This window comes from Halomonas korlensis, from assembly GCF_900116705.1.
Classification (GTDB): Bacteria; Pseudomonadota; Gammaproteobacteria; order Pseudomonadales; family Halomonadaceae; genus Halomonas; species Halomonas korlensis.
Genome location: NZ_FPBP01000014.1, coordinates 1 through 25713 on the forward strand (window position 1 = coordinate 1; position 25713 = coordinate 25713).

Here is a 25713-nt window from a genome sequence, read left to right on the forward strand (position 1 = left end):
GATCGTTCGTACTGATCGCCGCTAACTGCCAGGAAAAACAACCACTTCCTCCAACCCCACCGCCGGAAACGTTCCCCGTCCCTGGCAGCGGATGCGTATCCTACGACCTCCCGACCGCGGGCACAAGACCTGGACGAAGAAAAAGTTCAAACAGCTTCGCTACCGCCCTTGGCAGGCTTCGCCTTGCGCATCAACGCCAACACAGGGCCAGATATCACATAGGCACTGAACAGCAGCAGAAGCATCACTGACGGCTCGATGGAAATTACAACAAAACCGAGCACGATCGCCAGCAGTACCACGAAAGGCACTGGCCCCTTGAGATCCAGATCCTTGAAGCTGTAGTAACGAATATTGCTGACCATCAGGAGGCCGGCAGCTCCAACGATAAACAGCATCAGCAGCTTGAACGCGAAGGCGTCGGCATCAAAGCTGTGGAATGTCCAGACACACGCAGCCACCAAGGCCGCAGCGGATGGGCTGGGCAGGCCAATAAACCACTTCTTGTCGATACTGCCTATCTGCACATTGAAGCGCGCCAGGCGCAGTGCTGCGCAGGCAACGTAAAGAAACGCCACCACCCACCCGGTCTTGCCGATGTCCTGCAGAATCCAGGTGAAAGCGACCAGTGCGGGAGCCATGCCGAAAGAAATCATATCGGCCAAGCTGTCATACTCAGCACCAAAGGCACTCTGGGTATTGGTCATCCGCGCCACACGACCATCCAGGCCATCGAGCAGCATGGCAATGAATATCGCCACCGCCGCCGCTGTGAAATCGCCATTGATACCGGCCACCACTGCAAAGAAGCCAGCGAACAGTGCCGAGGTGGTAAAGAGGTTGGGCAACAGGAAAATCCCCTTGCGCCGGACTCTCTTGCCGTCCTCCATGGACTCTTCAATCACTTCCGTCTCGCGCAGAAAGGCCGCTGCCATGTCTTCGTCGTCGTGAATGCTCTTGTCGTTGTCGGCCGAGTCCAGCTCGGCGTCCTGGCGGAGAGTCTCGTGTTGGCCGTCGTTCGGCTGCTGGGTCATCTGTCATTTCCGTTGCCGCTTGTTGATTCCCCCATTCTACACACACAGCCCTCAGCCCACCGACTCCAACGCCTGGCGAAGGCCAAACGCAAGGAGGGCGCGGAAATCCGCGCCCTCTTCTGCACCTCACTAGCCCTTTAGCCCAACTGGCCATTTAGCTCAGCGGTTCGACTAGCCAAAACTGAATCGAACGGATCAGTTCTTGCTCTTGTCGACCAGTTGGTTAGCGGCGATCCACGGCATCATGCCACGCAGTTTGGCACCGACCTGCTCGATTTCGGATTCAGCATTCAGGCGACGACGCGCATGCATCGATGGATAGTTGGTGTTGCCTTCGTTGATGAACATCTTGGCGTATTCACCGGTCTGGATGCGCTTGAGGGCATGGCGCATCGCCTCGCGGGACTGCTCGTTGATCACCTCGGGGCCAGTCACGTACTCGCCATACTCCGCGTTATTGGAGATGGAGTAGTTCATGTTGGCGATACCGCCCTCGTACATCAGGTCGACGATGAGCTTGAGCTCGTGCAGACACTCGAAGTAGGCCATCTCCGGGGCGTAGCCCGCTTCGGTGAGCGTCTCGAAGCCGGCCTTGACCAGCTCCACGGCGCCGCCACACAGTACGGCCTGCTCACCGAAGAGGTCGGTCTCGGTCTCGTCCTGGAACGTCGTCTCGATGATACCGCTACGCCCGCCGCCAATGGCCGCGGCGTAGGAGAGTGCGAGCTCCTTGGCGCTGCCCGAGGCGTCCTGATGAATCGCGATCAGGTCGGGGACGCCGCCGCCGCGCACGAATTCGGAGCGTACGGTATGACCCGGTGCCTTGGGCGCGATCATGATGACGTCCAAGTCCTGGCGCGGCACGACCTGGTTGTAATGGATATTGAAACCATGAGCGAAGGCCAGGGTCGCGCCCTGTGGCAGGTTCGGTTCGACCTGCTGCTCGTAGATCGCCTTCTGATTCTCGTCCGGGGCCAGCATGATGACCACATCGGCGGTCTTGGAGGCCTCTTCCACCGAGGCGACCTTAAGGCCAGCGGTCTCGGCTTTGGCCGCAGATGACGACCCCTTGCGCAGCGCGACGGTAACGTCGACGCCGGACTCCTTGAGGTTGTTGGCATGGGCGTGGCCCTGCGAACCATAACCCACGATGGTGACTTTCTTGCCCTGAATGAGGGAGAGGTCGCAATCCTTATCGTAATAGACGCGCATGTCGTGCTCCTTGTAAGTAAACGGAAAGAGAAGTCGGCGTGGCTAGCCACCCATGCGTTCTTTCACGGCATGGGCTCAATGAAACGAGGGATACCTTAAGCCAGGCATAGCGTTGCGTAAAACGCTATATTTGCAATGTCATAATGCAGATAGTGAAATGCACCATATGGATATGCGCCCTCTTCTCCATTTTCTGGCGCTGGCTGACATGCTGCATTTTGGTCGCGCCAGCGATGCCTGCCATGTCAGCCCCTCGACGCTGTCGCGCTCGATTCGACACCTCGAAGAGAGTCTTGGTGCACCGTTATTCGAGCGTGACAACCGTCATGTGGCGCTAACGCGACAGGGAGAACTGTTTCAGCACTACGCCCGCGATGCGCTTGAGCAATGGGAAGCCATTCGCCATTCGTTGATGAGCGAGGCCCGCGAGCTGGCCGGCGAGATCAGCATCTACTGTTCGGTGACGGCCAGCTACAGCTTCCTTTACGCCTTGCTCAGCGAGTTCCGACTGCGTCATCCGCGCATCGAGCTCAAGTTGCACACCGGCGACCCGGCCGAATCGGTAGGCCGAGTGCTGGCCGGTGAGGAGGACATGGCGATCACGCCACGGCCGCGCACGCTACCCAACGGCCTTGCCTTCAAGCCGATGACCACCTCGCCGCTGGTATTCATCGCGCCCCGTGAAGACACGGCCTGGATGCCCAGCGCCCCGGAAACGCCCAGTGCCGACCAGTGGAAAGGCGTACCGATGATTCTTTCCGAGTCCGGCCTGGCCCGGGAGCACAGCGACACCTGGTTCAAGGCGCTCGGCGTCACTCCCCAGATCTACGCCCAGGTGGCCGGCAACGAGGCCATCGTCAGCATGGTGGGCCTGGGCTTCGGGGTCGGCGTGGTGCCGCGGATCGTGCTCGACAACAGTCCGCTGCGCGACCGGGTGTCGATCCTGCCGGTCAAGCCGGAGCTGCCCCACTACGATGTAGGGCTTTGCGTGGCCAAGCGACGCCTGAAGAGCCCGCTCATCCGTGCGCTTTGGGCGGAGGTATAAATAGAGGGCGCGCTTTGGGCGAAAGTGTAAAACGCGCGCGTGGGTGGGTGGGTGGGGAAGTGATGGGTGTGCGAGATGAAATCGCAGGGGCCACGGCCACAAAAAAGCCGCCCCGAAGAGCGGCTTGGCTGTCGAGGACAGGCTATCGAGCGTAGTGGGCAATCAGAGCGACAGCACCTTGTCGCCGCGGGCAATGCCCGACACCCCGGTGCGCGCCACCTCGAGAATACCCACCGGCGCCATGGCCTGCAGGAAGGCGTCGAGCTTGCCGGCATCGCCGGTGATCTGCACGGTATAGAGGCTCGGCGAGACATCGACGATCTGCGCGCGGAAGATATCTACAGTGCGCTTGACCTCGTCGCGAGCCGCCCCAAGCGCCTTGACCTTGATCAGCATCAGCTCGCGCTCGATGTGATTGCCCTCGGTGAGATCCACCAGCTTGACCACATCGATCAGCTTGTTGAGATGCTTGGTGATCTGTTCGATCACCCGGTCGTCACCCACGGTGGTCACGGTCAATCTTGACAGGCTAGGGTCGTCGGTGGGCGCCACGTTCAGCGTTTCGATGTTGAAGTTGCGCTGTGAGAACAGTCCCACCACGCGAGACAGGGCACCCGGTTCGTTTTCCACCAGGATCGAGATGATATGGCGCATCAGGTCCGCTCCGTCTTGGAAAGCAGCATGTCACGCATGGCGCCCAGCGGCACATGCATCGGATAGACGTGCTCGTGCGGGTCGACGATGACGTCGAGGAACACTAGCTCGTGCGTATCGGCAAAGGTTTTCTCCAGTGCCGGCTCGAGCTCCTCGAGTGTTTCCACCCGCAGCGCGGTGAAGCCATACGCCTCGATCAATTTCTGGAAGTCGGGCAGCGACTCCATATAGGAGTGCGCATGGCGCGACTTGTAGTTGAGGTCCTGCCACTGACGCACCATGCCCAGCGAGGCGTTGTTGATATTGACGATCTTCACGCCGCCGCCGAACTGCTTGATGGTCGACAGCTCCTGCATCATCATCTGAAAGCTGCCCTCACCGGTCACGCAGATGACTTCCTCGTCGGGGAAGTTCTGCTTGATGCCCATGGCCGCCGGGAAACCGAAGCCCATGGTCCCGAGTCCCCCCGAGGTAATGAAGCGATTGGGCTTGTCGAACTTGTAGTACTGGGCCGCGAACATCTGGTGCTGGCCCACGTCGGTGGTCACGTAGGCCTCGCCGCGGGTCACCCGACACAGCGCTTCTATCACTTCCTGGGGCTTGATCTTCTCCCCGGCCTGGGAAGGCTCGTAGAGTTTGCCGACACGCTCCTCGCGCCAGCCGTCGATCTTCTGCCACCACTCGGCGAGCCCTTCCGGGTTAGCGATCTCCTTGCCCTGGATAAGGCTGATCATCTCGTCGATCACGCTGGCCGCCGGCCCGACGATGGGCACGTCGGCGCGCACGGTCTTGGACACCGAGCTGGGGTCGATGTCGACATGGATGATCTTGGCCGTGGGACAGAACTTGGAGGTATTGTTGGTCACGCGGTCGTCGAAGCGCGCGCCGATGGCGATGATCAGGTCGGCGTGGTGCATGGCCATGTTCGATTCATAGGAGCCGTGCATGCCGAGCCACCCCAGGCACTGGCGATCGCTCTGCGGATACGCGCCGATCCCCATCAGGGTGGTGGTGATCGGGTAGCCCAGCCGCTTGACCAGATCAGTCAGCCCTTCGCTGGCCCGGCCGGTGACCACGCCGCCGCCGGTATAGAACACCGGCCGCTTGGCCTTGAGCATCAGCTCCACGGCCTTCTTGATCTGGCCGGTGTGGCCACGGGTGACCGGGTTGTACGAGCGCATCTTGACCTTTTTCGGGTAGACGTACTCGTAGCGCTCGGTGGGCGCGGTCATGTCCTTGGGAATGTCCACTACCACCGGGCCGGGCCGGCCGGTCGCCGCCAGGTGGTAGGCCTTCTTGAGAACCTCCGGAATCTCGGAGGGATGGCGGATCGCGAAACTGTGTTTCACGATCGGCCGGGTCACGCCGATGATGTCGGTTTCCTGGAAAGCGTCGTCACCGATCAAGTGGCTCATTACCTGGCCGCACAGCACCACCATGGGGATCGAGTCCATGTAGGCGGTGGCGATACCGGTGACGGCGTTGGTGGCACCGGGGCCCGAGGTGACCAGTACCGTGCCGGGCTTGCCCGACGCCCGGGCATAGCCGTCGGCGGCGTGTGTCGCGGCCTGTTCGTGGCGCACCAGAATATGCTTGACCTTGTCCTGCCGAAACAGCGCATCGTAGATGTGCAGCGCCGCCCCGCCGGGATAGCCATAGATGTATTCGACGCCCTCATCTTGAAGGAAGCGGGCAATCATGTCCGCGCCGGAAAGCAATTCCACGTATATTTCTCCCCAGAAGGTCTCGAGTGCGATCCGTGTTCCAGCAGGAAGCACGGAGACGAGTGCGACGGTATGTCGCTGCCGGATACACCGGCACCTGATGCCAAACCCTGGCAGTTTTTCGGCCCGGTTGGGGCCTGCACTCTTCATCGCGACGGATCGCCGCGTCGGGGGTTGGGCCAGGCCAGGCGGTCAGCCCGCGCCCGGAAGTCCGTCTAAGGCGGGTAGAGGTCTCACACCTACCCTTCACGCGGCGGTCGGGGATCGCCCGCAAGAGCCGCGTCCACAATCAGGAACGCACAAGATTCCAATAGCATCTACCCAGTGTCAACTGCGAATCCATGCAGCCGGCGTATAAACGCGCTTTTATCGTGTCTGACCGGTAGATCAGGTGCCGTGCGCTTGATAGACGGCGGGGAAGGTCTTCATAATAACTTAACCTAGATCAATCCCAGACAGAGGTACGCGATGCAGGGTGCGATGCACAACACAGGGACACCCCAGGCGCTGGAAGCGCCCCATGTCGGCATGGCGTGTGCTCCCGGGTTCGCCCTGGATGAAAAAGCGTGCGTCAAGCCACAGGCAAATCTCATGGCTCCTCTCGTGGCGCATGTCACGTTGCCGCCCAACCTGCTGTGGGGCGAGCTGTTCCATGCCATTCAGGAACGCCACATCTATCCCGACAGCAAGATCTTCGTGGACCTGGTGCCGCGGGAATTGCCCGAAACCATTCTCAGCGAATATACCCGGCTCAAGGATCAGCCAAACTTCGACGATGCCGCGCTGCATGCCTTCGTCGACGCTTATTTCCAGTCGGAAGTACCGCCCGGCGAGGCTTATCGTGCCGCTTCTGGCTGCGATATCGAAGCCCATATCGATACGCTATGGACGGTGCTGACGCGCCATCCCCAGCCGGATGCACCGCCACTGACATCGCGCTTGCACCTGCGCTATCCCTACCTGATCCCCGGCGGTCGTTTCGACGAAATCTATTACTGGGACTCGTATTTCATCATGCTCGGGCTCGAGGAAAGCAACCGTCATGACCTGGCCTGCAACCTGGTACACAACCTCGCCCATCTGATTCGTGAATACGGCCACGTGCCCAATGGCAACCGCACCTATTACCTGACGCGCTCGCAGCCACCGATGTTCTCGAGCATGGTTCAACGCCTGGCCGAGCGGCACGATCGCGACGCCTATCGGCGCTTTCTGCCCGAACTGGAAAAGGAATATGCCTACTGGATGGATGGTGAAGATACCCTGCCACGCGGCCAGGCCCATCGCCGGCTGGTCAGGCTCGACGATGGCACGCTGCTCAATCGCTACTGGGATGACCTTTGCATACCGCGCCAGGAATCCCACCATGAAGACATGGGCACCGCCGCGGAAAGCCAGCGGCCGCACATGGATGTCTGGCGCAATCTGCGCGCCGCGACCGAGAGCGGCTGGGACTACTCGTCTCGCTGGCTGGCCGAAAACGGCAACGATGACGACAATGCGCTGCATACCATCCGCACGGTCGACATTCTACCGGTGGACCTGAACACACTGCTGCACCATCTCGAGAAGACCCTGGCTAAGGCTCACCAGTCCAATGGCAACACCGAACAGGCCCAGAGCTATCGTGACCGGGCCCAGGCCCGCTACCAGGCAATCCAGCAGATTTTCTGGGACGGCGAGCGGGGGCACTTTGCCGACTATCTCTGGGCAGAAGGCACGCCGACCAGAAGCGTCAACGGCGCCATGGTCTTCCCGCTTTACTATGGCATCGCCACACCCCACCAGGCCGAGCAGGTCGCCCGGGTACTCGAGCGTGACCTGCTCCAGCCCGGCGGGCTTGCCGCGACGAACCAGGAAAGCGGTCAGCAATGGGATGCCCCGAATGGCTGGGCACCGCTGCAGTGGATAGCAATCAGCGGACTGCGCGACTATGTCGAACATGACCTGGCCCGCACCATCGCCGAGCGCTGGGTCACCACCAACCTGCAACGCTACTCGCTGGAAAACAAGCTGCTCGAAAAATACGACGTCTACACCAACCAGCACGCCAGTGGCGGGGAATATCCCGCTCAGGATGGCTTCGGCTGGACCAACGGCGTGCTCCGCAAGCTACTGACGCTTTACCCGCGGGATGGCTGGGTCCCGGAGATTGCCTGACCCCGGACGCACGCTACCCGGAACGGAAAGAAGAATAGCCGAACTCGAAAAGACAAAAGGCCCGCCGCAAGGCGGGCCAGACGGGAGCGCAGGCGACAACCGTAAGACAGGCGAGTTACTTGTTAAATACCAGTTGCCCGTCTTCGGCAGTCACGTGGATCACTTCGCCGGCAGTGAACTTGCCGGCCAGCAGATCCTGCGCCAGCGGGTTCTCGAGGCGGCTCTGGATGGCCCGCTTGAGAGGTCGGGCGCCGAACACCGGGTCGAAGCCCACCACGGCGAGTTGCGCCAGAGCATCGTCGCTGACCTCGAGCCCCAGGTCGTGCTCGGCCAGCCGCTGACGCAGACGGTCTAGCTGGATGCCGGCAATTGCCTGGATCTGCTCTTGCCCCAAGGCGTGGAACACCACCACCTCGTCGATGCGGTTGATCAATTCGGGGCGGAATTGGTTGCCCACCACCTCCATCACCGCGCTTTTCATCTGCTCGTAGTTCGCCTCGTCGCCGCCCATGCGCTGGATGATGTCCGACCCCATGTTGGAAGTCATGACGATCACGGTATTGCGGAAGTCCACCGTGCGGCCTTGGCCATCGGTCAGCCGGCCGTCCTCGAGCACCTGCAGCAGGATGTTGAACACATCCGGATGCGCCTTCTCGACCTCATCGAGCAGCATCACCGAGTAGGGCTTGCGACGCACCGCCTCGGTCAGGTAGCCGCCCTCTTCATAGCCGACATAGCCGGGGGGCGCCCCGATCAGCCGGGCCACGGAGTGCTTCTCCATGAATTCCGACATGTCGATGCGCACCATCGCTTCCTCGGTATCGAAGAGGAAATTGGCCAGCGACTTGCAGAGTTCCGTCTTGCCCACGCCGGTCGGGCCAAGGAACAGGAAGGAGCCGTTGGGCCGATTGGGGTCGGCCAGGCCGGCACGCGAACGGCGCACAGCGTTGGCCACGGCGGTCACCGCCTCGTCCTGGCCAATGACCCGCTCGTGCAGCGCCTCCTCCATGCGCAGCAGCTTGTCGCGCTCGCCCTCGAGCATCTTCGAGACGGGAATTCCCGTCCAGCGCGAGACGACCTCGGCAATCTCCTCCTCGGTGACGTTGGAGCGCAACAGTTGGTGCCTGGAGGTATCCGCCTCGGCCTCGGAGCTCTCGGCGATCTTCTTCTCGAGCGACGGAATCACGCCGTACTGAATCTCGGACATCCGCGCGAGGTCACCCTGGCGGCGCGCCTGCTCGAGGTCGATACGGGCACGGTCGAGCTCGTCCTTGAACTGCGCCGCGCCCTGGATGCTGGCTTTCTCGGCCCGCCAGATCTCATCAAGATCGGCATACTCACGCTCGAGCTCGCTGATCTGCTCTTCGAGGATCTCGAGACGCTTGCGCGAGGCCTCGTCGGTCTCCTTCTTGAGGTGCTCGCGCTCCATCTTCAGCTGGATCAACCGGCGGTCGAGGCGATCCATTGCCTCGGGTTTGGAGTCGAGCTCCATGCGGATGCGCGACGATGCCTCGTCGATCAAGTCGATGGCCTTGTCGGGCAACTGGCGGTCGGTGATATAGCGGGTCGACAGCTTGGCCGCGGCGATGATGGCGCCGTCGGTAATGTCAACGCCGTGATGCACCTCGTAGCGCTCCTTGAGGCCACGCAGGATCGCCACGGTATCTTCCTCGCTGGGCTCGTCGACCAGCACCTTCTGGAAACGCCGCTCGAGCGCGGCATCCTTCTCGATGTACTTGCGATACTCGTCGAGCGTGGTGGCGCCTACGCAGTGCAGCTCGCCACGCGCCAACGCCGGCTTGAGCATGTTGCCGGCATCCATGGCGCCCTCGGCCTTGCCGGCGCCGACCATGGTATGCAGCTCATCGATGAACAGGATCACCCGACCCTCTTCCTGGGCCAGCTCCTTGAGCACCGACTTGAGCCGCTCCTCGAACTCGCCGCGGAACTTGGCCCCGGCCAGCAGCGAGCCCATGTCCAGCGACAGCACGCGCTTGTCCTTGAGGCCTTCGGGCACCTCGCCATCGACGATACGCTGGGCCAGCCCTTCGACGATGGCGGTCTTACCCACGCCGGGCTCGCCGATCAGCACCGGGTTGTTCTTGGTGCGTCGCTGCAGCACCTGGATGGTGCGGCGAATCTCGTCGTCGCGGCCAATCACCGGGTCGAGCTTGCCGCTGGCCGCCCGCTCGGTGAGATCCAGGGTGTACTTGTCCAGCGACTCGCGCTGATCCTCGGCATTGGGATCATCGACCTTCTCGCCGCCGCGTACGCTGTCGACGGCGGTACTCAAGGCCTTGCGGGAGAGCCCGGCCTTCTCCAACAGCTTGCTGACCGCATGGCCCATTTCCAGCGCCGCCAGCAACACCAGCTCACTGGCGATGTATTGATCGCCGCGCTTCTGGGCTTCGCGGTCGGTGAGGTTGAACAGCTTGACCAGATCACGAGAGGGCTGCACTTCGCCGTCGAATTGCGCAACCTTGGGCAGATCGTCGAGGTGGCCCACCAGGCCATCGCGCAGCCGTGCGGCATCGCCTCCGGCCCGCTCTACCAGCGCCTTGACGCCGGTATCGCGTGCATCCAGCAACGCCAGCAGCAAGTGGCCTGGCTCGAGCTGGTTGTGGCCTCGCCCCACGGCCAGCGACTGGGCGTCGGCCACGGCGTTCTGTAACTTGGCGGTAAACTTGTCGAATCGCATCGAAATTCCTCCATCGGGGTGACGACGCGTTCGGACGCGCCGCGTTGACCCTGGTATGTGTCTTGACAGTCTCAATGGAGTCGGTTCGGGTCGCTTTCAAGTCGAAGGACAGGAGAGCTCGCAGGAGAACCGGAAAGACTTGACGCAGATCAACGCAGCCAGATCACGCTCGACATCCTGCCCGTACGGCCTTCGTCGCGGCGATGGGAGTAGAAGCGTGGCTCGCAGGCGGTACAGAAGTGGCCGCCACTGATATGAGAGACACCCAGCCGTTCCAGACGCAGGCGTGCCAGGCGGTAAAGATCCGCCATGAAATGCCCGAGCCGATAGGGGCTGGGCTCGAAGGCATCAACCGTCTCGGGGTGCACGCCGACGAAGGCGCGCTGTACCTCGGGGCCAACCTCGAACTGGGCGTTGGAGATCGCCGGGCCCAGCCAGGCGTAAAGCTCCTCCGGCGGGGTGGCAAGTGCCCCTACCGTGGCCTCCAGCACGCCCCCGGCCAGACCCCGCCAACCGGCATGGGCCAGCCCGACCCGCTCGCCGCGCCAATCGCAGAAGAATACCGGCAGGCAGTCGGCGGTGAGCACCACGCAGGCGTAGTCGCGATCGAGGGCCACCGCGGCATCCGCCTCGGGCGGCTGGTCGGTATAACGCTGGTGCACCCGCGCCCCGTGGACCTGGTTCAGCCAAAGCAGCGGGCGTTCATCGTGAAGTTCCTTTTCCAGCAGACGGCGGCACAGGGCCACATGCTCGGGATTATCACCGACGTGATCCGCCGCGTTGAAGGCGGCGAACTCATCCTGGCTGGGGCCGGTCTCGCGCGTAGTCACGAAGGCGCCCACGGTCTCGGGAGCCGGCCAGTCGGGAAGAATAAGCGTCGGGCGCAGATCCAGGGCATCACTCATTGCGGGGTCCTCAACGCATTGTCGCGTGATCGTCGCGGAGCATATCGAGCAGCACCAGCATGTCATCGGGCAGCGGCGCGCGACACATCAGTCTCTCACCGGAGGCAGGATGCACGAAAGCCAGCTTGCGGGCATGCAGCGCCTGGCGCGGGAAGGCACGCAGCCCTTCCTTGAGTTCATCTCCGGCCCCGGCAGGCAACTTGAGGCGGCCGCCATAAACCGGGTCGCCGACCAGCGGGTGGTGCAGATGCGCCATGTGTACGCGGATCTGATGGGTGCGGCCGGTCTCGAGACGACAGCGCACATGGGTGTGCGCGCGAAAACGCTCCACCACTCGATAGTGGGTCACCGCCGGCTTGCCGGAAGCGTTGACCGCCTGGCGCTTGCGATCGCGGGGATGGCGTCCGATGGGGGTATCCAGCGTGCCGCCAGCGGTCATCGTCCCCAGCGCCACGGCGTCGTATTCGCGCGACACCGTGCGCGCCTGAAGCTGCTCGACCAACGCCGTCTGGGCGGCTAGCGTCCTGGCGACCACCATCAGCCCCGTGGTGCCCTTGTCTAGGCGGTGCACGATACCCGCCCGGGGCACAGTGGCAAGCTCGGGCGCATAGTGCAGCAAGGCATTGAGCAGGGTGCCGTCGGGATTGCCGGCGGCCGGATGCACCACCAGTCCCGCCGGCTTGTCGATCACCAGGACATGCTCGTCCTCGTAGACCACGGTCAACGGGATGTCCTGGGCCTCGAAGCGGGTATCGTCTTCGATCTCGGCCTGAAGACGAAGCGCCTCGCCACCGTAGACCTTGTCCTTGGGCTTGCCGGGACGGGCATCGACGGTCAGCGCGCCGGACTTGATCCAGGATTTCAGACGCTCGCGGGAGTAGTCGGCGAACAGTTCGGCGGCGGCCTGGTCCAGGCGCATGCCGGCCATGGTGTCGGGGATGCGTTGCTGTGCTTCCAGGGTCTGGGACATGAAAGGGAAAGAGGCCCGTGTGCTGGTAGGAGAAAGGGGCAGCCGTGGAAGACTGCGTTTTGCCGCAGGGTGCTTTATAGTAAGCGGAATTTCGTCAGATTCTAGCACGGTCACCCGGGTTTTCTTGACACGAATCGATTGACACGAATTGCTTGACACAGAGGATCATGATGCGCGTTTTTACCATGCCCACACGCCTTGCGGCCCTGCTCCTGGCCTCCACCCTGCTGGTCGGCTGTGCCAGCAATGGCAACCAGGAACAGGAAGAGGAAGAACCCGACGAGTTTACCGGCGTTTCCGAAAGCGAGCTCTATGAAGACGCCCGCGAGGCCCTGGAGCGCGGCAGCTACACCTCCGCCATCACCCGGCTGGAAGCCCTGGATACCCGCTACCCGTTCGGCAGTCGCGCCGAGCAGGCCCAGCTGGAACTGATCTACGCCTATTACGAGACTGACGACTGGGAGGCTACCCGCGCCGCCGCCAGCCGTTTCATCCGCCTGCATCCGAGCCACCCTCAGGCCGACTACGCGCTCTACATGCGCGGCCTGGCGTCCTGGCAGGCCGGCCGCTTCAGCCTGGAGCGTCTGCGGGTGATTGATATCTCAAAGCGCGACCTCGGCGCTTCGCGCGAGGCCTATAACGATTTTCGCGAGCTGATTCGCCTCTACCCCGACAGCGAATACGCCCCGGACGCCGAGCAGCGCCTCATCTACCTGCGCAATATCCTGGCGCGCCACGAACTGCATGTCGCCGATTTCTACCTGCGCAAGGGCGCGTATCTCGCCGCCGTTGAGCGCGGGCGTTGGGTGGTCGAGAACTATCCCCGCTCGGAGGCCACCTCCGACGCCCTGGCGGTGATGGTAGAAGGTTATCTGGGCCTCGAGATGCGCGACCGGGCCCGCGAGACTCTCAATGTCCTGATCGAGAATACGCCGAACCACGAACGACTCAGCGGACGCACCTTCCGTCCACAGCATGTCGATGCCAACTTGCTGTCGGTCTGAAGCCGAGCGCCGAGCGCCGAGCGCCGAGCGCCGAGCGCCGAGCAGGATGATGCCGGTTTCGGATCCGGCATCAAAAAGAAACCCCGCCCAGTCAAAGCTCGGCGGGGTTTCTGTTTTCAGTCTCGGCAACGACTGCCCGTCACCGAACAGCTCGGCGCTCGGCGCTTGAAGCTTATTCTCCCGGCTGCCAGCCGTTGACGATGGGATAGCGCCGGTCGCGACCGAACCCGCGCGGCGTGACCCGCACGCCGACTGGCGCCTGGCGTCGCTTGTACTCGCAGCGATCGACCAGCTTGACCACCTTGTAGACGTCCTCGTCATCGAAGCCAGCGGCGATGATGGCCTCGGCGCTCATGTCGCCCTCGATATAGCTCACTAGGATGGCATCGAGCACGTCGTAGTCAGGCAGCGAGTCGCTATCCTGCTGATCGGGGGCCAGCTCGGCGGAAGGCGGCCGCTCGATGACCCGCTCAGGAATCGCCGGCGACTGGGTGTTGCGCCAGCGCGCCAGGCGGTACACCCAGGTCTTGTAGACATCCTTGATGGCGTTGTAGCCGCCCACCATGTCGCCATAAAGCGTGGCGTAGCCCACCGCCATCTCGCTCTTGTTGCCGGTGGTCAGCACCATCAGGCCTTTTTTGTTGGAGATCGCCATCAGCAGCACACCACGACAGCGTGACTGCAGGTTCTCCTCGGTGGTATCGCGCTCGGTACCGGCGAAGCTCTCGGACAGGGTGTCCATGAAGGCCTCGACCATCGGCTCGATGGGCATGACCTCATACTCGACACCCAGTAGCTTGGCCTGCTCGGCAGCGTCCTGCCGGGAGATATCCGCCGTGTAGTGGTACGGCATCATCACCGCATGCACCCGCTGCGGCCCCAGCGCATCCACGGCAATGGCCAACGACAGCCCCGAGTCGATCCCGCCGGACAGGCCCATCACCACGCCGTCGAAGCCGCTCTTGTTGACATAGTCACGCAGCCCGGTGACCAGCGCGCAGTAGAGGTTCTCCTCCGGCTCGACCTCGGGGTCGGTCTCGCCGGGCTGTGGCACCCAGTGATCTCCCTCGCGCACGAACTGCACCGGCATCAGCCCTACCGCCCAGTGCGGCGCCTGCACTATCAACTCACCCTGGGCATTCACGCAGGCCGAACCACCGTCGAAGACCAGTTCGTCCTGCCCACCGATCATGTTGACGTAGACCATCGGCAGCGACACCTCGTCGGCACGCTCCTCGAGCAAGCGCAGCCGCTCGGCGGGTTTGTCCTGATGGAAGGGCGAGGCATTGAGACTGACCAGTATCTGCGCTCCGGCCTGCTTCGCCGCCGTAACCGGCGCACCGCTCCAGAGATCCTCACAGATCAGGATGCCGATGCGGGCCCCATGATGATCGATCACCAGGGGCTGCGTACCGGGCGAAAAATAGCGTTGCTCGTCGAAGACCTGATAGTTGGGCAGTGCCTGCTTGGCGTATTCTCCCAGCCATTCGCCGTTGTAGAGCACTCCGGCGAGGTTCCAGGTGTGCCCTTCGCGGCGGCCGGGATAGCCGACGATCACCATCACGTCGTGCGCCACCTTCTCGGCCATGCGAATGCGGGCATGGCGCAGGCGGCTTTCCATCGAGGGACGCAGCAGCAGGTCCTCCGGCGGATAGCCGGTCAGGAAGAGCTCGGGCAGCACGACGATATCGGCGCCATGCTCGATACGCGCCTCGCGCACCGCTTCGATAGCGGTCTCTGTGTTGCCGGGAATATCCCCGACCAGCGGGTCCAGCTGAGCCATTACCAGCGTCAGGTCTTGCATGGGCTTGGAAATCTCTCGAGAATCGATGGTATTCCTTCATTGTCCCGCAAGGACAGCCGAGTGGCAAAGCCAGCCACCCCACCAGGGAGGCTTCATAAGGATGAACCTGTTGCTGATTCGTCTCATTATCTTCGCCGTGCTGTTCTTCGCCGGCCTCAAGCTCTATAGCATGTATCGCGAGTGGAAGCTCAACCGCGACAATCTGGTCGAGGGTGACTCACAGCCTGCCGACAGCAAGATGGTGCTGTGCAGCTGGTGCAAGGTGCACGTTCCCGAACCCGACGCCCTGCGCGAAAAGGGCGAATGGTTCTGCTGCAGCGCGCACCGCGACAAATATCTCGAAGAAAAGAAGGACGACTAGCGCCAAGCGCCAAGCGCCAAGCTGAATTATTGTCAGCGATCCTGGCGCAGCGTCAACTCTCTCCCTACTGCGCCTGCCATTGATCCGACAAGGCATAGGGCCTGGGGTCGACGATCGGCTCGCGACCCAGCAGTTGATCCACCAGCAACCGTGTTGCAGCCGGCGCCAGTACCAGGCCATTGCGGTAGTGGCCGGCATTCACATGCAGGTTATCCACACCCGGTACGCTGCCGATGAAGGGCACGCCATCCGGCGAGCCCGGTCGCAGCCCCGCCCAGTGATGCTCCACCTCGCAGTCGGCGAGCGTCGGAATGATCTTCACCGCGCTCTCCCATAGCGATTCGCGCGCCGCGTGTGAAAGCGACTTGTCGAAGCCCGTCTCCTCCAGCGTCGAGCCGGCCAGCACACGCCCATCGGCACGGGGAATCACGTAGCGGCCATCCATCAGCACCACTCTGCGGACCCGCTCCGGCGGTGCCTTGAACAGGATCATCTGCCCCTTCACCGGCCGCACCGGCAGCCGCACGCCGACCCGCTCGAGCAGGCCCGCCGCCCAGGCACCGCCGCAAACGATCGCCTGATCGCCGGCCACTGCCCCGCTTGTCGTCTCCACCGCTTCGATGTGCGGGCCTCGTCGGCGAAAGCCGGTCACCTCACAGCGCTCGTGGATACTCACCTTCGCCATGTTGCCCAACCGCCTGCGCAGCGCGCGCACCAGGCGAGGGTTGCGAAGGCTACCGAGGGTCGGCATCCACAGTGCGTCCGTTACCCCCGGCGTGATATTTGGCTCCTTGGTATACACGAAGTCGGCATTGACGCGCTCCAGCGGCTTGCCGACCTTGCGCGCCCAGGCCATGGCGCGTTCCTCATCGTCTACGCGCAGATAGAGCAACCCGCGCTGGCGATACTCGGGGTCGATGCCGGTTTCTTCCAGCAAGCGCAAGGAGAGCTGGGGATAGAAGCCCTCGGACCAGGTCGATAACCGCGAGATCGGCTCGCTGTAGCGCCAGGGATAGAGCGGCGAGACGATACCGCCGCCCGCCCACGACGCCTCGCGACCGCAATCACCACGTTCCAGCAGGGTCACCGAATGGCCGGCATCGGCCAGCTGCAGCGTCGTCATCAAGCCGATGACGCCGCCACCTATCACGACAAAATCACTCACAGGCACTGTCCGAGAAATCGTACATAAGAATTTATTGGATTAGCTATGTTGAGAGGATGCCCTGCTGTGAGAGCGGGAAAACGACCCTCTTTGGAAGACCCGCATGCACGATGCCATTCTACCCTCAGATGCTGCGTACGATAACGGCGCACCCGTGCGACGGGCAAAGCGACGCCAGGGCGGGCTGACCCTGATCGAGCTCATCGTGACCATTGCCGTGCTTGCCATTGTCGCTACGGTTGGAATTCCTGGCTTTCAGCAATTCAGCGCACGTAATGAAGTCGCGGCGGAAGTCATGCGGATCAAAACAGCATTAGCATTGGCAAGGAACACGGCGGTTACACGAAGAACCACTATTGCAATCTGTCCTGTCGCTTCAGCGGCAGCCACTAATTGCGATTTCGAGGACTGGGGGAAGGATTTGGTGATTGTCACAGGCCAAACCGCGGGCAAAGAGCTAGTAGACACGACGCTGCTGAAAATTCTAGAAGGTGACATTGGGCCTAAAGTGACTTTCAATCGAACCTACCCTATACGCTATAAGCAAATGGGACGGTCAAAGGGGCATAACGGTACCTTTGAAATATGTGGACGTAAAGAAGAGGGAGCGACCATTATTGTCAGCAATTCTGGACGAGTACGCGTCGAGCCTAAAGATTCAGGGTGTTAAACTATTTAACCAATACAGGCAACGTTAATCTCTAAATGTCCTATATGCCACTTATCTCCAAGATGCAATTATAGTAGGTCCATCCTCCGAATTATAGTAATTGCGAAGCATGCTAACAGCTTGCTCACTATACCTCACTCTAGTGTTACCTGTAACACTTAAGTCAAAATCAATGCTTCCATTTAGGCTGATCACGGAACCATACAAAACTGGAGTTCCGTCGTATACTAATTCACCCCCTTCTTCAACTATAACCAGCCCCTCATGGTGGCCAGTACCTGACATTTTAAAAGTTGCGCCTTCTCTAACAACGATAATTCCTATGGTATTTATATTACCATTACCTCTAGAGACGACACCACTAACTACATCAATAAGAGCAGGAAAGTCTCTAGACCCAAGAGAATTAACAGTCGAATCCCCTTCTTCTGAGAAAGGTATACCTGACCCTAGCGCTGCGAGAAAATCTATCCAACCCTCAATACCATCATCAGCATCATCATTTATGCTGTCAGCGCTCGATCGGCAGTGACCGAAGGAACCAGTACTTGAAACATTTGGGTAGAAACATTGATCTACATCATTACGGTTAGCTTCATTCGCATCTGGATCTGTGCGGCAAGCATCACCACTACAAGAAACATTAGTGGGAACCGGGTGATCGACACCAGTCAACTCTGAGTTCCCCCCGGCGCTGTAATTACAATCTTCACCATAGCAAGAGTGTGCACCATTAATATTCGGAACTTTTGAGCTAACTAAGTGAACCCAAATAAGCTCACTCTGAGAAAGCACTTCATTGTCCTCCACCACTGCACCAATTGCCACTATATAAACACCAGGCGACAATCCTAACAAGCCTTCTATAGCAACATCAACCTTAACATAACAAGCTTTCTTGTTTATATCTATAAAACACAACTCACCCGTAGAAAATAACTTCTCAAAGTTTAGCCATGAGGAGCTTCCATCCTCTAGTGAATTACTAACAATATTTGGCTCCTGCACTTTTGATAAGATAAGTTTATACATTTCTGCAGCCGCGTATTCCGCATTCATCTGGGCCTCTGACTGTGCTTTATAATTGCCCGCCAATCGCTCATCAATCTGCGAAGACTGCATGCTTGATAGTCCGACCATCAGCGAAATGGACAAAAGAGTGAGAACCACAATTAACGCTGCGCCTTTTTGATGTTTCATCATCATTCTCCGGGAAGCCACGTCGGCTTCATCGATACAATATCGAATCAGTTGGTTACCGCGGCTGAACGATTGACGGCATAGAAAACCAGCTCGTCGGAACCAGATTCAGAGGTCGACAATAGCTTAAAGGTAACGACCCAAACACCTTCACCACCGAAGCTATTATCCACAGAAAAACCATTATCAACAAATGCGCTAACGATATCCGGCAGGTTTCCACTGGGCTCACTGGGAAGGGTTGATGTGCATTCTTGCCCAGCCTCAAGCGCCCATCCTTCTCTGTCGCTCACCGCCGAATCACTCAATTTGTAAACCTTGGCGACATCATCACCAGTTGCACAGCCAGTGGAAATATCTCCACGATTAGTAACGACTAATTTCAACTCACTTGAGGAACTATCCCAAGTCACAGTATTAGCACGCCTAATATCTCTAAGCAAAATGTCAACAGCGAAGTTAACAGCAGCTTGTTTTTCGCCTAGCATCTCAACTTGGCGATTGGTCTGAAATACTGTAAGAAACAGCTGACCTGCACCTAAAATAATAATCAGGCCGATTACCATGGCCACCATCAGCTCGATAAGGGAAAAACCACTATTGCGTTTCATTGTCATTCCCCAGTCAGCCTGACGGTGTAGTTAAACTCAGGGTTGCCTTCATCAGAGAAGCGGCCTTCACTCCAAGATACTGTGATACTGAATTCACATTCATTATTAGGAACAACGGCGGTCACTGAACCACCAGTACCAGCTTCATCACTGTTAAAGTCCGGTAGATACTCGGCCCAAGATGCGTCCCAGGATGTAACATCGACTCCACCAATATCGTTTGCATTAGCCCAAGTTGGGCAGGCACCACCATCCAACGCCAGCTGACCCCAAAGTCTCTCCTGCGCATCCTGCGCCGCCAGGCTAGCAATGGAACGCTGATAGGCCGCGTGGGCGCTCTTAAGCGCCTCGAGTTGCATGGCGGCGACGCCCAACAGGCCGATAGAGAGCACCAGAAGAGCGACCAGCGCTTCGATCAGGGTGAAGCCGTGCTGCCTTAAGGGCCGAAAAGCCATTATGAGCCTCCTCCGACCCGCCCCATGGAGCTAATATTGATAACTCGGCTATCTACTTCTGAATACGTATTACCCAGTGTCAGGCCGCACCCAGTGGAACAAGAACCTATCGGCTTACCTAAGGAATCAAAGGCAACAGAAAACCCCTCAGGTAATGAGGTACGAGCATCTCTACCACTACGATTGCGAAGTATACTGTCATCCGATACTTGATATACCCAAGGCTCGGGTTGGCTCACCGTAAACGCCACAACGCTACGCTTTTTTATCGCCTCGCTTCTGGTATAATTAAGGCCGAAAAGTATTTCATTGTAGTCGGAAGCGACACGAGTCACAGCCATCATGCGCTGAAAGCTTGGCACCGCGATGGTCATAATTATGGCGGCCAAGGCAAGGGTAATCAAAAGCTCGATCAGCGTGAAGCCACGTACTTTCACCATATGTTTACCAACAACCCTCAGGGCCACGAGCCCCATTACTACTTAGAGTAAGCGTCGTGCAGCGCGATGGAACTCGTGTCCCCTCGGTCGCCTGCAACATGAAAGTGGCGCTAGGCGTCCCCACGAATTCAATTTTCTTATAAACGTCTTCTGGTGATGAGGTCGTCTGTAGGCAGGAAGCTAAATATTCGTAATTCTGGGTGTAGCATCGCTCCATTTCTCCCGCTGCCTGCATCAACCCCGTCTTACCATCGGAGAGCCGAGAACGCTCCACATAACGCGTATAACTCGGATACGCAATCGACGCCAGAATGCCGATGATGGCTACCGCAATCATTAGCTCGATCAACGTGAAGCCGGCGATGCGCCGAGGGCCGCCCTGATTGCCTTGCCGTCGATGTCGGGGGCTCGTGAGGATCACGCAGCGCCTCTCCTGTCGTAGAATTCTAGTATTCAGTATGTGGTAAGTTTGTATTAGCTGCCAGTGTCAAGACCGAAAAAAGCCGGGCGCTTGCCCGGCTTCTTCTGCTTACCTGAGGATGAACGATACCAGCCTTTCTGGCTGAATCGCCGCCAAGCCCGTACGGCTAGTCGCTGGCGATCACCTGCTCGCGCAGCTCGCGCGGCATCGAGAAGGTGATGGTCTCGGCACGGCCGGCGAGCTCTTCGGGTGCGGTGGCGCCCAGCTGCTGCAGGCGGTCGATCACACCCTGCACCAGCACCTCGGGGGCGCTGGCGCCGGCCGTGACGCCGATGGCGTTGACACCATTCAGCCAGGCGGGATCGATCTGCTCGGCATTGTCGATCAGATACGCGGCTGTGCCGACACGCTCGGAGAGCTCGCGCAGGCGGTTTGAATTGGAGCTGTTGGGGCTGCCGACGACCAGCAGCAGGTCGCTGCCGGCGGCCAGCTCGCGTACGGCGTCCTGGCGATTCTGCGTGGCGTAGCAGATATCGTCCTTGCGCGGCCCGTCGATCGCCGGGAACTTGGCGCGCAGGGCGTCGATCACCCGGGCGGTATCGTCCATCGACAGCGTGGTCTGGGTGACGAAGGCCAGCAGCTCGGAGTTGTTGACTTCAAGGCGCGCCACATCGGCTTCGTCTTCCACCAGGTAGATCTGCCCACCGTGGGACGTATCGTAACGGCCCATGGTGCCCTCCACCTCGGGATGGCCTTCATGGCCGATCAGGATGCATTCCTGGCCGCGCCGCGCATAGCGCAGCACTTCCATGTGCACCTTGGTGACCAGCGGGCAGGTGGCGTCGAACACGCGCAGGCCGCGTCGGTCGGCCTCCTCCTGCACGGCACGCGAGACGCCGTGGGCCGAGAAGATCACGATCACGTCGTCGGGCACTTCGTGCAGTTCCTCGACGAAGACCGCGCCGCGCTCGCGCAGGGTATCGACCACGAAGCGGTTGTGGACAACCTCATGGCGCACGTAGATCGGCGGGCCGAAGACATCCAGCGCGCGATTGACGATATCGATGGCGCGATCGACGCCGGCGCAGAAGCCGCGCGGGTTGGCCAGCTTGATTTTCATGGAGTTAGCCTGCGGGAAATTGCGTTGCATGGATAGGCCTTGCCTTGATGCCGGCGCATCGGTGCGTTCGAAGAATCGGGGTCGGCTCAGTGCGTCGTGGCCGGCTTTACGTCAAGCACTTCCACCTCGAAGGTCAGGGTACGCCCTGCCAGCGGATGGTTGAAGTCCACTTCCACCTGCTCGCCCTCGATACGCTTGATCACCCCCGGCAGCTCGCCACCGGCGGCATCGGCGAACGACATCACCATGCCGATCTCGGGCTCGTCGCTCTCGAAGTCGTCACGCTTGAGCAACTGAATATTCTGCGGGTTGTGCTGTCCGAAGGCGTGTTCCGGCGCAATCTCGAAGCTGCCGGTATCGCCGGCTTCCAGCCCCTTGAGCGGGTGCTCGAAACCGGGCGGCAGGTTGCCGTCGCCCAGTTGGAAGTTGGCCGGCGACTTGTCACGGGTGGTATCCACCACGGTGCCGTCTTCCAGCTTGAGCGTGAAATGCAGGGTGACGTCCATGCCCTCGTCGATGCGTAAGGCTTGATGGTTGGAATCGCTCATCGTTTGGTGTCCCTTGATCGTCTTGATCGTGTAGAGGCGCTGGCGTAAGGCGCGATGCTTGCTTGGATACCCCCAGGCGCTGCCGGTTCCTCACGCGCCGTTCCTTACGAGCGTTGCCGAGCCCGACGCCGCTCGCCGATCACCGACTCCCAGATCAGGCCGGCGGCGCCCAGGGTAATGCCGATATCCGCCACGTTGAATGCCGGGTAGTACCAGCCGGCGGCGTGAAACGACAGGAAGTCCACCACGTAGCCATGCACCAGGCGGTCGTAGAGATTGCCCAGCGCCCCGCCGATGATCATCGCCAGCGATACCGCCATCAGCGTTTCATCGCGCTTGAGGCGACTCATCCAGATCGTCAGGCCAATGCTCGCGCCCACCGCGACCGTGGCGAAGAACCAGCGCTGCCAGCCGGGGTGACCGGCCAGGAAGCTGAAGGCCGCGCCGGTGTTGTGCAACAGCGTCAGGTTAAAGAACGGCAGCACCTCCACCGGGCGGCCATAGCTGAGCCAGGCACTGGCGGCGTATTTGGTGGCGAGGTCAAGCACGACGATCGCCGCGGCCAGCCATAGCCAGCGAAGTGGGCGCTGCATGGGCGGCACGGTAGCCGAGGCCGGCTCGCCTCTACGTTCTTCATGCCCACCGGCTTTATGCTCGGCTTTATGCCCTGTCCTATGCATAGAAACGCGTCTCGCCCGGGCCATCCGGCAGGTTGCTGATGCAGCGGCCGCAGAGATCATCGTGCTCGGGGTGGGTGCCCACGTCCTCGCGGTGATGCCAGCAGCGCTCGCACTTGTCGTGGTGACTTGCCGCCACTCGCACCCTGAGATTCTTTATCTCTGTCTCTTCCGCGGTGGGACCCTCGGCGATGGGCAGCAGCCTGACGTCACTGGTGAGCAACACGAAGCGCAGCTCGTCGCCAAGCCTCTCGAGGGTCGCGCGCAGTTCGTCATCGACATACAGGATAACCTCGGCGGCCAGGCTGCCCTTGATGGTCTTGGCGTTACGGGCATCCTCGAGACACTTGTTGACGGCCTGCTTGACCTCCAGCACCTGCTCCCAGAAGTCACGCCCCATTTCGGCGTCATCGGCCAGGGTGGCAAGGCCAAGGTAGTAGGTATCCAGCAGCACGCTGTCGCGGCGCTTGCCGGGAATGTGCTCGTAGATTTCCTCGGCGGTGAAGGAGAGGATCGGCGCCACCCAGCGGCAGAGCGCCTCGACCACCTGATAGAGCGCGGTCTGGGCGCTGCGGCGGGCCAGCGAGTCGGCCTGGGTGGTGTACTGGCGATCCTTGATCACGTCGAGGTAGAAACCGCCCAGCTCGCGGGCACAGAAGCCATGCACCTGCTGGTAGACATCGAGGAAACGGTACTCCTCATAGGCCGTCTCGATGCGCGCCTGCAACTGTGCGGCACGATCGACCACCCACTGGTCGAGCGCGAGCATGTCGTCGAAGGCTACCCGGTCGCGGTCCGGCTCGAAGCCGGTCAGGTTGGCGAGCAAGAAGCGCGAGGTGTTGCGGATGCGCCGGTAGACGTCGGCGGTGCGCTTGAGGATCTCGTCGGACACCGCCATCTCGCCGGAGTAGTCGGTCGAGGCGGCCCACAGGCGCAGGATATCGGCGCCGAGCTTGTCCATCACTTCCTGGGGCGCCACCACGTTGCCCACCGACTTGGACATCTTGCGGCCCTGAGCATCGACGGTGAAGCCGTGGGTCAGCAGGCCGCGATACGGCGGATGCCCGTCGATGGCGCAGCCGGTCAGCAGCGAGGAATGAAACCAGCCACGGTGCTGGTCGGAGCCTTCCAGGTATAGGTCCGCGACCGGCCCCTGCTGATGGCCATGCGGATGCGAGCCGCGCAGCACGTGGCGATGGGTGGTGCCGGAGTCGAACCACACATCCAGGGTATCGGTGACCTTGTCGTAATCGGCGGCCTCCTCGCCCAGCAGCTCAACCGGGTCGAGGCGGAACCAGGCGTCGATGCCTTCTTTCTCGACACGCCTGGCGGCCTCTTCCATCAGCTCGAGCGTGCGAGGGTGCAGCTCACCGCTGGCCTTGTGCAGGAAGAAGGGAATCGGCACGCCCCAGTTGCGCTGGCGCGAGATGCACCAGTCGGGGCGGTTGGCGATCATGCTGTGCAACCGCGCCTTGCCCCAGCCCGGCGTAAACCGGGTGGCCTCGATGCCTGCCAGCGCCCGCTCGCGCAGCGTGAGGCCGTCCGCGTCCTTGAGGTCCATGCCTACGAACCATTGGGCAGTGGCGCGGTAGATCACCGGCGTCTTGTGGCGCCAGCAGTGCATGTAGCTGTGGGTGATGGGCTGGTGGACCATCAGCGCCCCGACCTCGCGCAGCTTGTCGACGATCTGCGGATTGGCCTTCCAGATCATCTGACCGCCGAACAGCGGCAGGTCGTCGGCGTAGACGCCATTGCCCTGCACGGGGCTCAGGATCTCGTCGAAGCTCATGCCGTGGGCACGGCAGGTCACGAAGTCGTCGACGCCGTAGGCCGGCGCGGAGTGGACGATGCCGGTGCTGCCGATCTCGGACTCCACGTAGTCGGCGAGATACACCGGCGAGCGGCGATCATACAAAGGATGGCGAAACTCGATCAGGTTCAACGCCTCGCCCTGGGCGGTGGCGATCACCTCGCCCTGCAGGCCATAGCGCTCAAGGCAGCTCTCGACCAGTTCCTCGGCGAGCACCAGCAACCGCTCGCCGGTGTCGACCAGCGCGTAGGTGAATTCGGGGTGGACGTTGAGCGCCTGGTTGGCCGGAATGGTCCAGGGCGTGGTGGTCCAGATGACGATGGCGGCAGGCTTGCTGAGCTCGGCAAGGCCGAAGGCGGCGGCCAGCTTGTCCTCGTCGGCCGCCGGGAAGGCGACGTCGATGGCATCGGACTTCTTGTCGGCATATTCGACCTCGGCCTCGGCCAGCGCCGAGCCGCAATCGAAGCACCAGTTGACAGGTTTCAGGCCCTTGAAGACATAGCCCGCCGCGACCATCTCGGCGAGCGCACGGATTTCGCCGGCCTCGTTGGCGAAGTCCATGGAGCGATAGGGGTTGCCCCAGTCGCCGATCACACCCAGGCGAACGAAGTCGGACAGCTGCTCCTTGATCTGCTCGCCGGCGTATTCCCGGCACAGCTCGCGGGCCTTCTGCGGCTCCAGATGCTTGCCGTGCGTGGTCTCAACCTTGTGTTCGATAGGCAGGCCGTGGCAATCCCAGCCCGGCACGTAGGGCGCGTCGAAGCCGGCCAGGCTCTTCGACTTGACGATGATGTCCTTGAGGATCTTGTTGACGGCATGCCCGATATGAATGCTGCCGTTGGCATAAGGAGGGCCATCGTGCAGCACGAACAGCTCCCGGCCACGGCGCTCTTCACGCAACCGATGGTAGAGGTCCAACTGCTGCCACTGCGCCACGCGCTCGGGCTCGCGCTTGGGCAGCATGCCGCGCATCGGGAAGTCGGTATCTGGCAGGTTCAGAGTGTGCTTGTAGTCGCTCATATCCT

Annotated in this window: 23 protein-coding genes; 5 read left to right on the forward strand and 18 right to left on the reverse strand. The window is 60.9% G+C overall.

What is annotated here, in order from left to right; translation table 11 throughout:
- Nucleotides 1–146: 146 nt before the first annotated feature.
- Nucleotides 147–1034, reverse strand: coding sequence for a CDP-diacylglycerol--serine O-phosphatidyltransferase (gene pssA, locus BM341_RS16000; protein WP_089797071.1), 888 nt, complete (start codon nt 1032–1034; stop codon nt 147–149).
- 195 nt (nt 1035–1229) lie between these two features.
- Complete coding sequence (gene ilvC, locus BM341_RS16005) at nt 1230–2246, reverse strand: ketol-acid reductoisomerase (RefSeq protein WP_089797072.1); 1017 nt, start codon at nt 2244–2246, stop codon at nt 1230–1232.
- Nucleotides 2247–2412: 166 nt separating this feature from the next.
- Here ilvC and ilvY point away from each other — a divergent pair, with 166 nt between their 5' ends.
- Nucleotides 2413–3291, forward strand: coding sequence for an HTH-type transcriptional activator IlvY (gene ilvY / locus BM341_RS16010; protein ID WP_089797073.1), 879 nt, complete (start codon nt 2413–2415; stop codon nt 3289–3291).
- A 162-nt stretch (nt 3292–3453) separates the two neighbouring features.
- On the opposite strand, the gene ilvN is transcribed toward ilvY, so the two are convergent.
- Both ilvN and BM341_RS16020 read right to left on the reverse strand, forming a co-directional pair.
- Nucleotides 3454–3945, reverse strand: a complete 492-nt coding sequence (ilvN, locus tag BM341_RS16015; RefSeq protein ID WP_089797074.1) for an acetolactate synthase small subunit — start codon at nt 3943–3945, stop codon at nt 3454–3456.
- Nucleotides 3945–5669, reverse strand: coding sequence for an acetolactate synthase 3 large subunit (locus BM341_RS16020; RefSeq protein ID WP_089797075.1), 1725 nt, complete (start codon nt 5667–5669; stop codon nt 3945–3947). Before BM341_RS16020 ends, ilvN begins: the two co-directional genes overlap by 1 nt.
- Nucleotides 5670–6197: 528 nt before the next feature.
- Between BM341_RS16020 and treF the strand changes: the two genes are divergently transcribed.
- Nucleotides 6198–7829 carry an alpha,alpha-trehalase TreF gene (gene treF / locus BM341_RS16025; RefSeq protein ID WP_281246504.1) on the forward strand — a complete coding sequence of 544 codons (1632 nt, stop codon included), beginning with the start codon at nt 6198–6200 and terminating at the stop codon, nt 7827–7829.
- A gap of 115 nt (nt 7830–7944) precedes the next feature.
- Here the strand turns inward: treF and clpB are convergent, their stop codons facing one another.
- The 3 genes from clpB to rluD all read right to left on the reverse strand — a co-directional run bounded on the left by clpB (nt 7945) and on the right by rluD (nt 12402).
- Entirely contained in the window at nt 7945–10527 is a 2583-nt protein-coding gene (gene clpB / locus BM341_RS16030; RefSeq protein ID WP_089797077.1) for an ATP-dependent chaperone ClpB, read from the reverse strand.
- A 149-nt stretch (nt 10528–10676) separates the two neighbouring features.
- Nucleotides 10677–11432: a peptidoglycan editing factor PgeF gene (gene pgeF / locus BM341_RS16035; protein WP_089797078.1), complete on the reverse strand. Its 756-nt coding sequence runs from the start codon at nt 11430–11432 to the stop codon at nt 10677–10679.
- Between the two features lie 10 nt (nt 11433–11442).
- Entirely contained in the window at nt 11443–12402 is a 960-nt protein-coding gene (gene rluD / locus BM341_RS16040) for a 23S rRNA pseudouridine(1911/1915/1917) synthase RluD (protein WP_089797079.1), read from the reverse strand.
- A gap of 170 nt (nt 12403–12572) precedes the next feature.
- Here rluD and BM341_RS16045 point away from each other — a divergent pair, with 170 nt between their 5' ends.
- The gene (locus BM341_RS16045; protein WP_089797080.1) at nt 12573–13406 is read left to right on the forward strand and encodes an outer membrane protein assembly factor BamD; all 834 of its coding nucleotides are present in this window, start codon (nt 12573–12575) and stop codon (nt 13404–13406) included.
- A gap of 172 nt (nt 13407–13578) precedes the next feature.
- Here the strand turns inward: BM341_RS16045 and BM341_RS16050 are convergent, their stop codons facing one another.
- Nucleotides 13579–15210: an NAD+ synthase gene (locus BM341_RS16050; protein ID WP_089797081.1), complete on the reverse strand. Its 1632-nt coding sequence runs from the start codon at nt 15208–15210 to the stop codon at nt 13579–13581.
- Nucleotides 15211–15310: 100 nt separating this feature from the next.
- Between BM341_RS16050 and BM341_RS16055 the strand changes: the two genes are divergently transcribed.
- Complete coding sequence (locus tag BM341_RS16055; protein WP_089797082.1) at nt 15311–15571, forward strand: PP0621 family protein; 261 nt, start codon at nt 15311–15313, stop codon at nt 15569–15571.
- A gap of 64 nt (nt 15572–15635) precedes the next feature.
- On the opposite strand, the gene thiO is transcribed toward BM341_RS16055, so the two are convergent.
- Complete coding sequence (thiO, locus tag BM341_RS16060) at nt 15636–16736, reverse strand: glycine oxidase ThiO (protein WP_089797083.1); 1101 nt, start codon at nt 16734–16736, stop codon at nt 15636–15638.
- Between the two features lie 103 nt (nt 16737–16839).
- On the opposite strand from thiO, the gene BM341_RS16065 reads away from it, so the two are divergent.
- A complete protein-coding gene (locus BM341_RS16065; RefSeq protein WP_089797084.1) occupies nt 16840–17406 on the forward strand; it encodes a GspH/FimT family pseudopilin in 567 nt (188 codons plus the stop codon).
- 51 nt (nt 17407–17457) lie between these two features.
- Here the strand turns inward: BM341_RS16065 and BM341_RS19085 are convergent, their stop codons facing one another.
- From BM341_RS19085 to ileS, 9 genes are all read right to left on the reverse strand, one after another.
- On the reverse strand, nt 17458–18606 hold the full coding sequence (locus BM341_RS19085; RefSeq protein ID WP_139233026.1) for a pilus assembly PilX family protein: 1149 nt from the start codon (nt 18604–18606) through the stop codon (nt 17458–17460).
- Between the two features lie 47 nt (nt 18607–18653).
- Nucleotides 18654–19217: a PilW family protein gene (locus BM341_RS16070; RefSeq protein ID WP_089797085.1), complete on the reverse strand. Its 564-nt coding sequence runs from the start codon at nt 19215–19217 to the stop codon at nt 18654–18656.
- Nucleotides 19218–19219: 2 nt separating this feature from the next.
- Nucleotides 19220–19672 carry a type IV pilus modification protein PilV gene (gene pilV / locus BM341_RS16075; protein ID WP_089797086.1) on the reverse strand — a complete coding sequence of 151 codons (453 nt, stop codon included), beginning with the start codon at nt 19670–19672 and terminating at the stop codon, nt 19220–19222.
- Complete coding sequence (locus tag BM341_RS16080) at nt 19672–20112, reverse strand: pilus assembly FimT family protein (RefSeq protein WP_217646250.1); 441 nt, start codon at nt 20110–20112, stop codon at nt 19672–19674. The genes pilV and BM341_RS16080 overlap by 1 nt, the downstream gene beginning before the upstream one ends.
- 4 nt (nt 20113–20116) lie before the next feature.
- Nucleotides 20117–20449: a type IV pilin protein gene (locus BM341_RS19685; RefSeq protein ID WP_089797159.1), complete on the reverse strand. Its 333-nt coding sequence runs from the start codon at nt 20447–20449 to the stop codon at nt 20117–20119.
- 250 nt (nt 20450–20699) lie between these two features.
- A complete protein-coding gene (gene ispH / locus BM341_RS16090; protein ID WP_089797088.1) occupies nt 20700–21653 on the reverse strand; it encodes a 4-hydroxy-3-methylbut-2-enyl diphosphate reductase in 954 nt (317 codons plus the stop codon).
- Between the two features lie 86 nt (nt 21654–21739).
- Nucleotides 21740–22201, reverse strand: a complete 462-nt coding sequence (gene fkpB, locus BM341_RS16095; RefSeq protein ID WP_089797089.1) for an FKBP-type peptidyl-prolyl cis-trans isomerase — start codon at nt 22199–22201, stop codon at nt 21740–21742.
- A gap of 104 nt (nt 22202–22305) precedes the next feature.
- The gene (gene lspA / locus BM341_RS16100; protein WP_089797090.1) at nt 22306–22794 is read right to left on the reverse strand and encodes a signal peptidase II; all 489 of its coding nucleotides are present in this window, start codon (nt 22792–22794) and stop codon (nt 22306–22308) included.
- 79 nt (nt 22795–22873) lie between these two features.
- Entirely contained in the window at nt 22874–25708 is a 2835-nt protein-coding gene (ileS, locus tag BM341_RS16105; RefSeq protein ID WP_089797091.1) for an isoleucine--tRNA ligase, read from the reverse strand.
- Between the last annotated feature and the right edge of the window lie 5 nt (nt 25709–25713).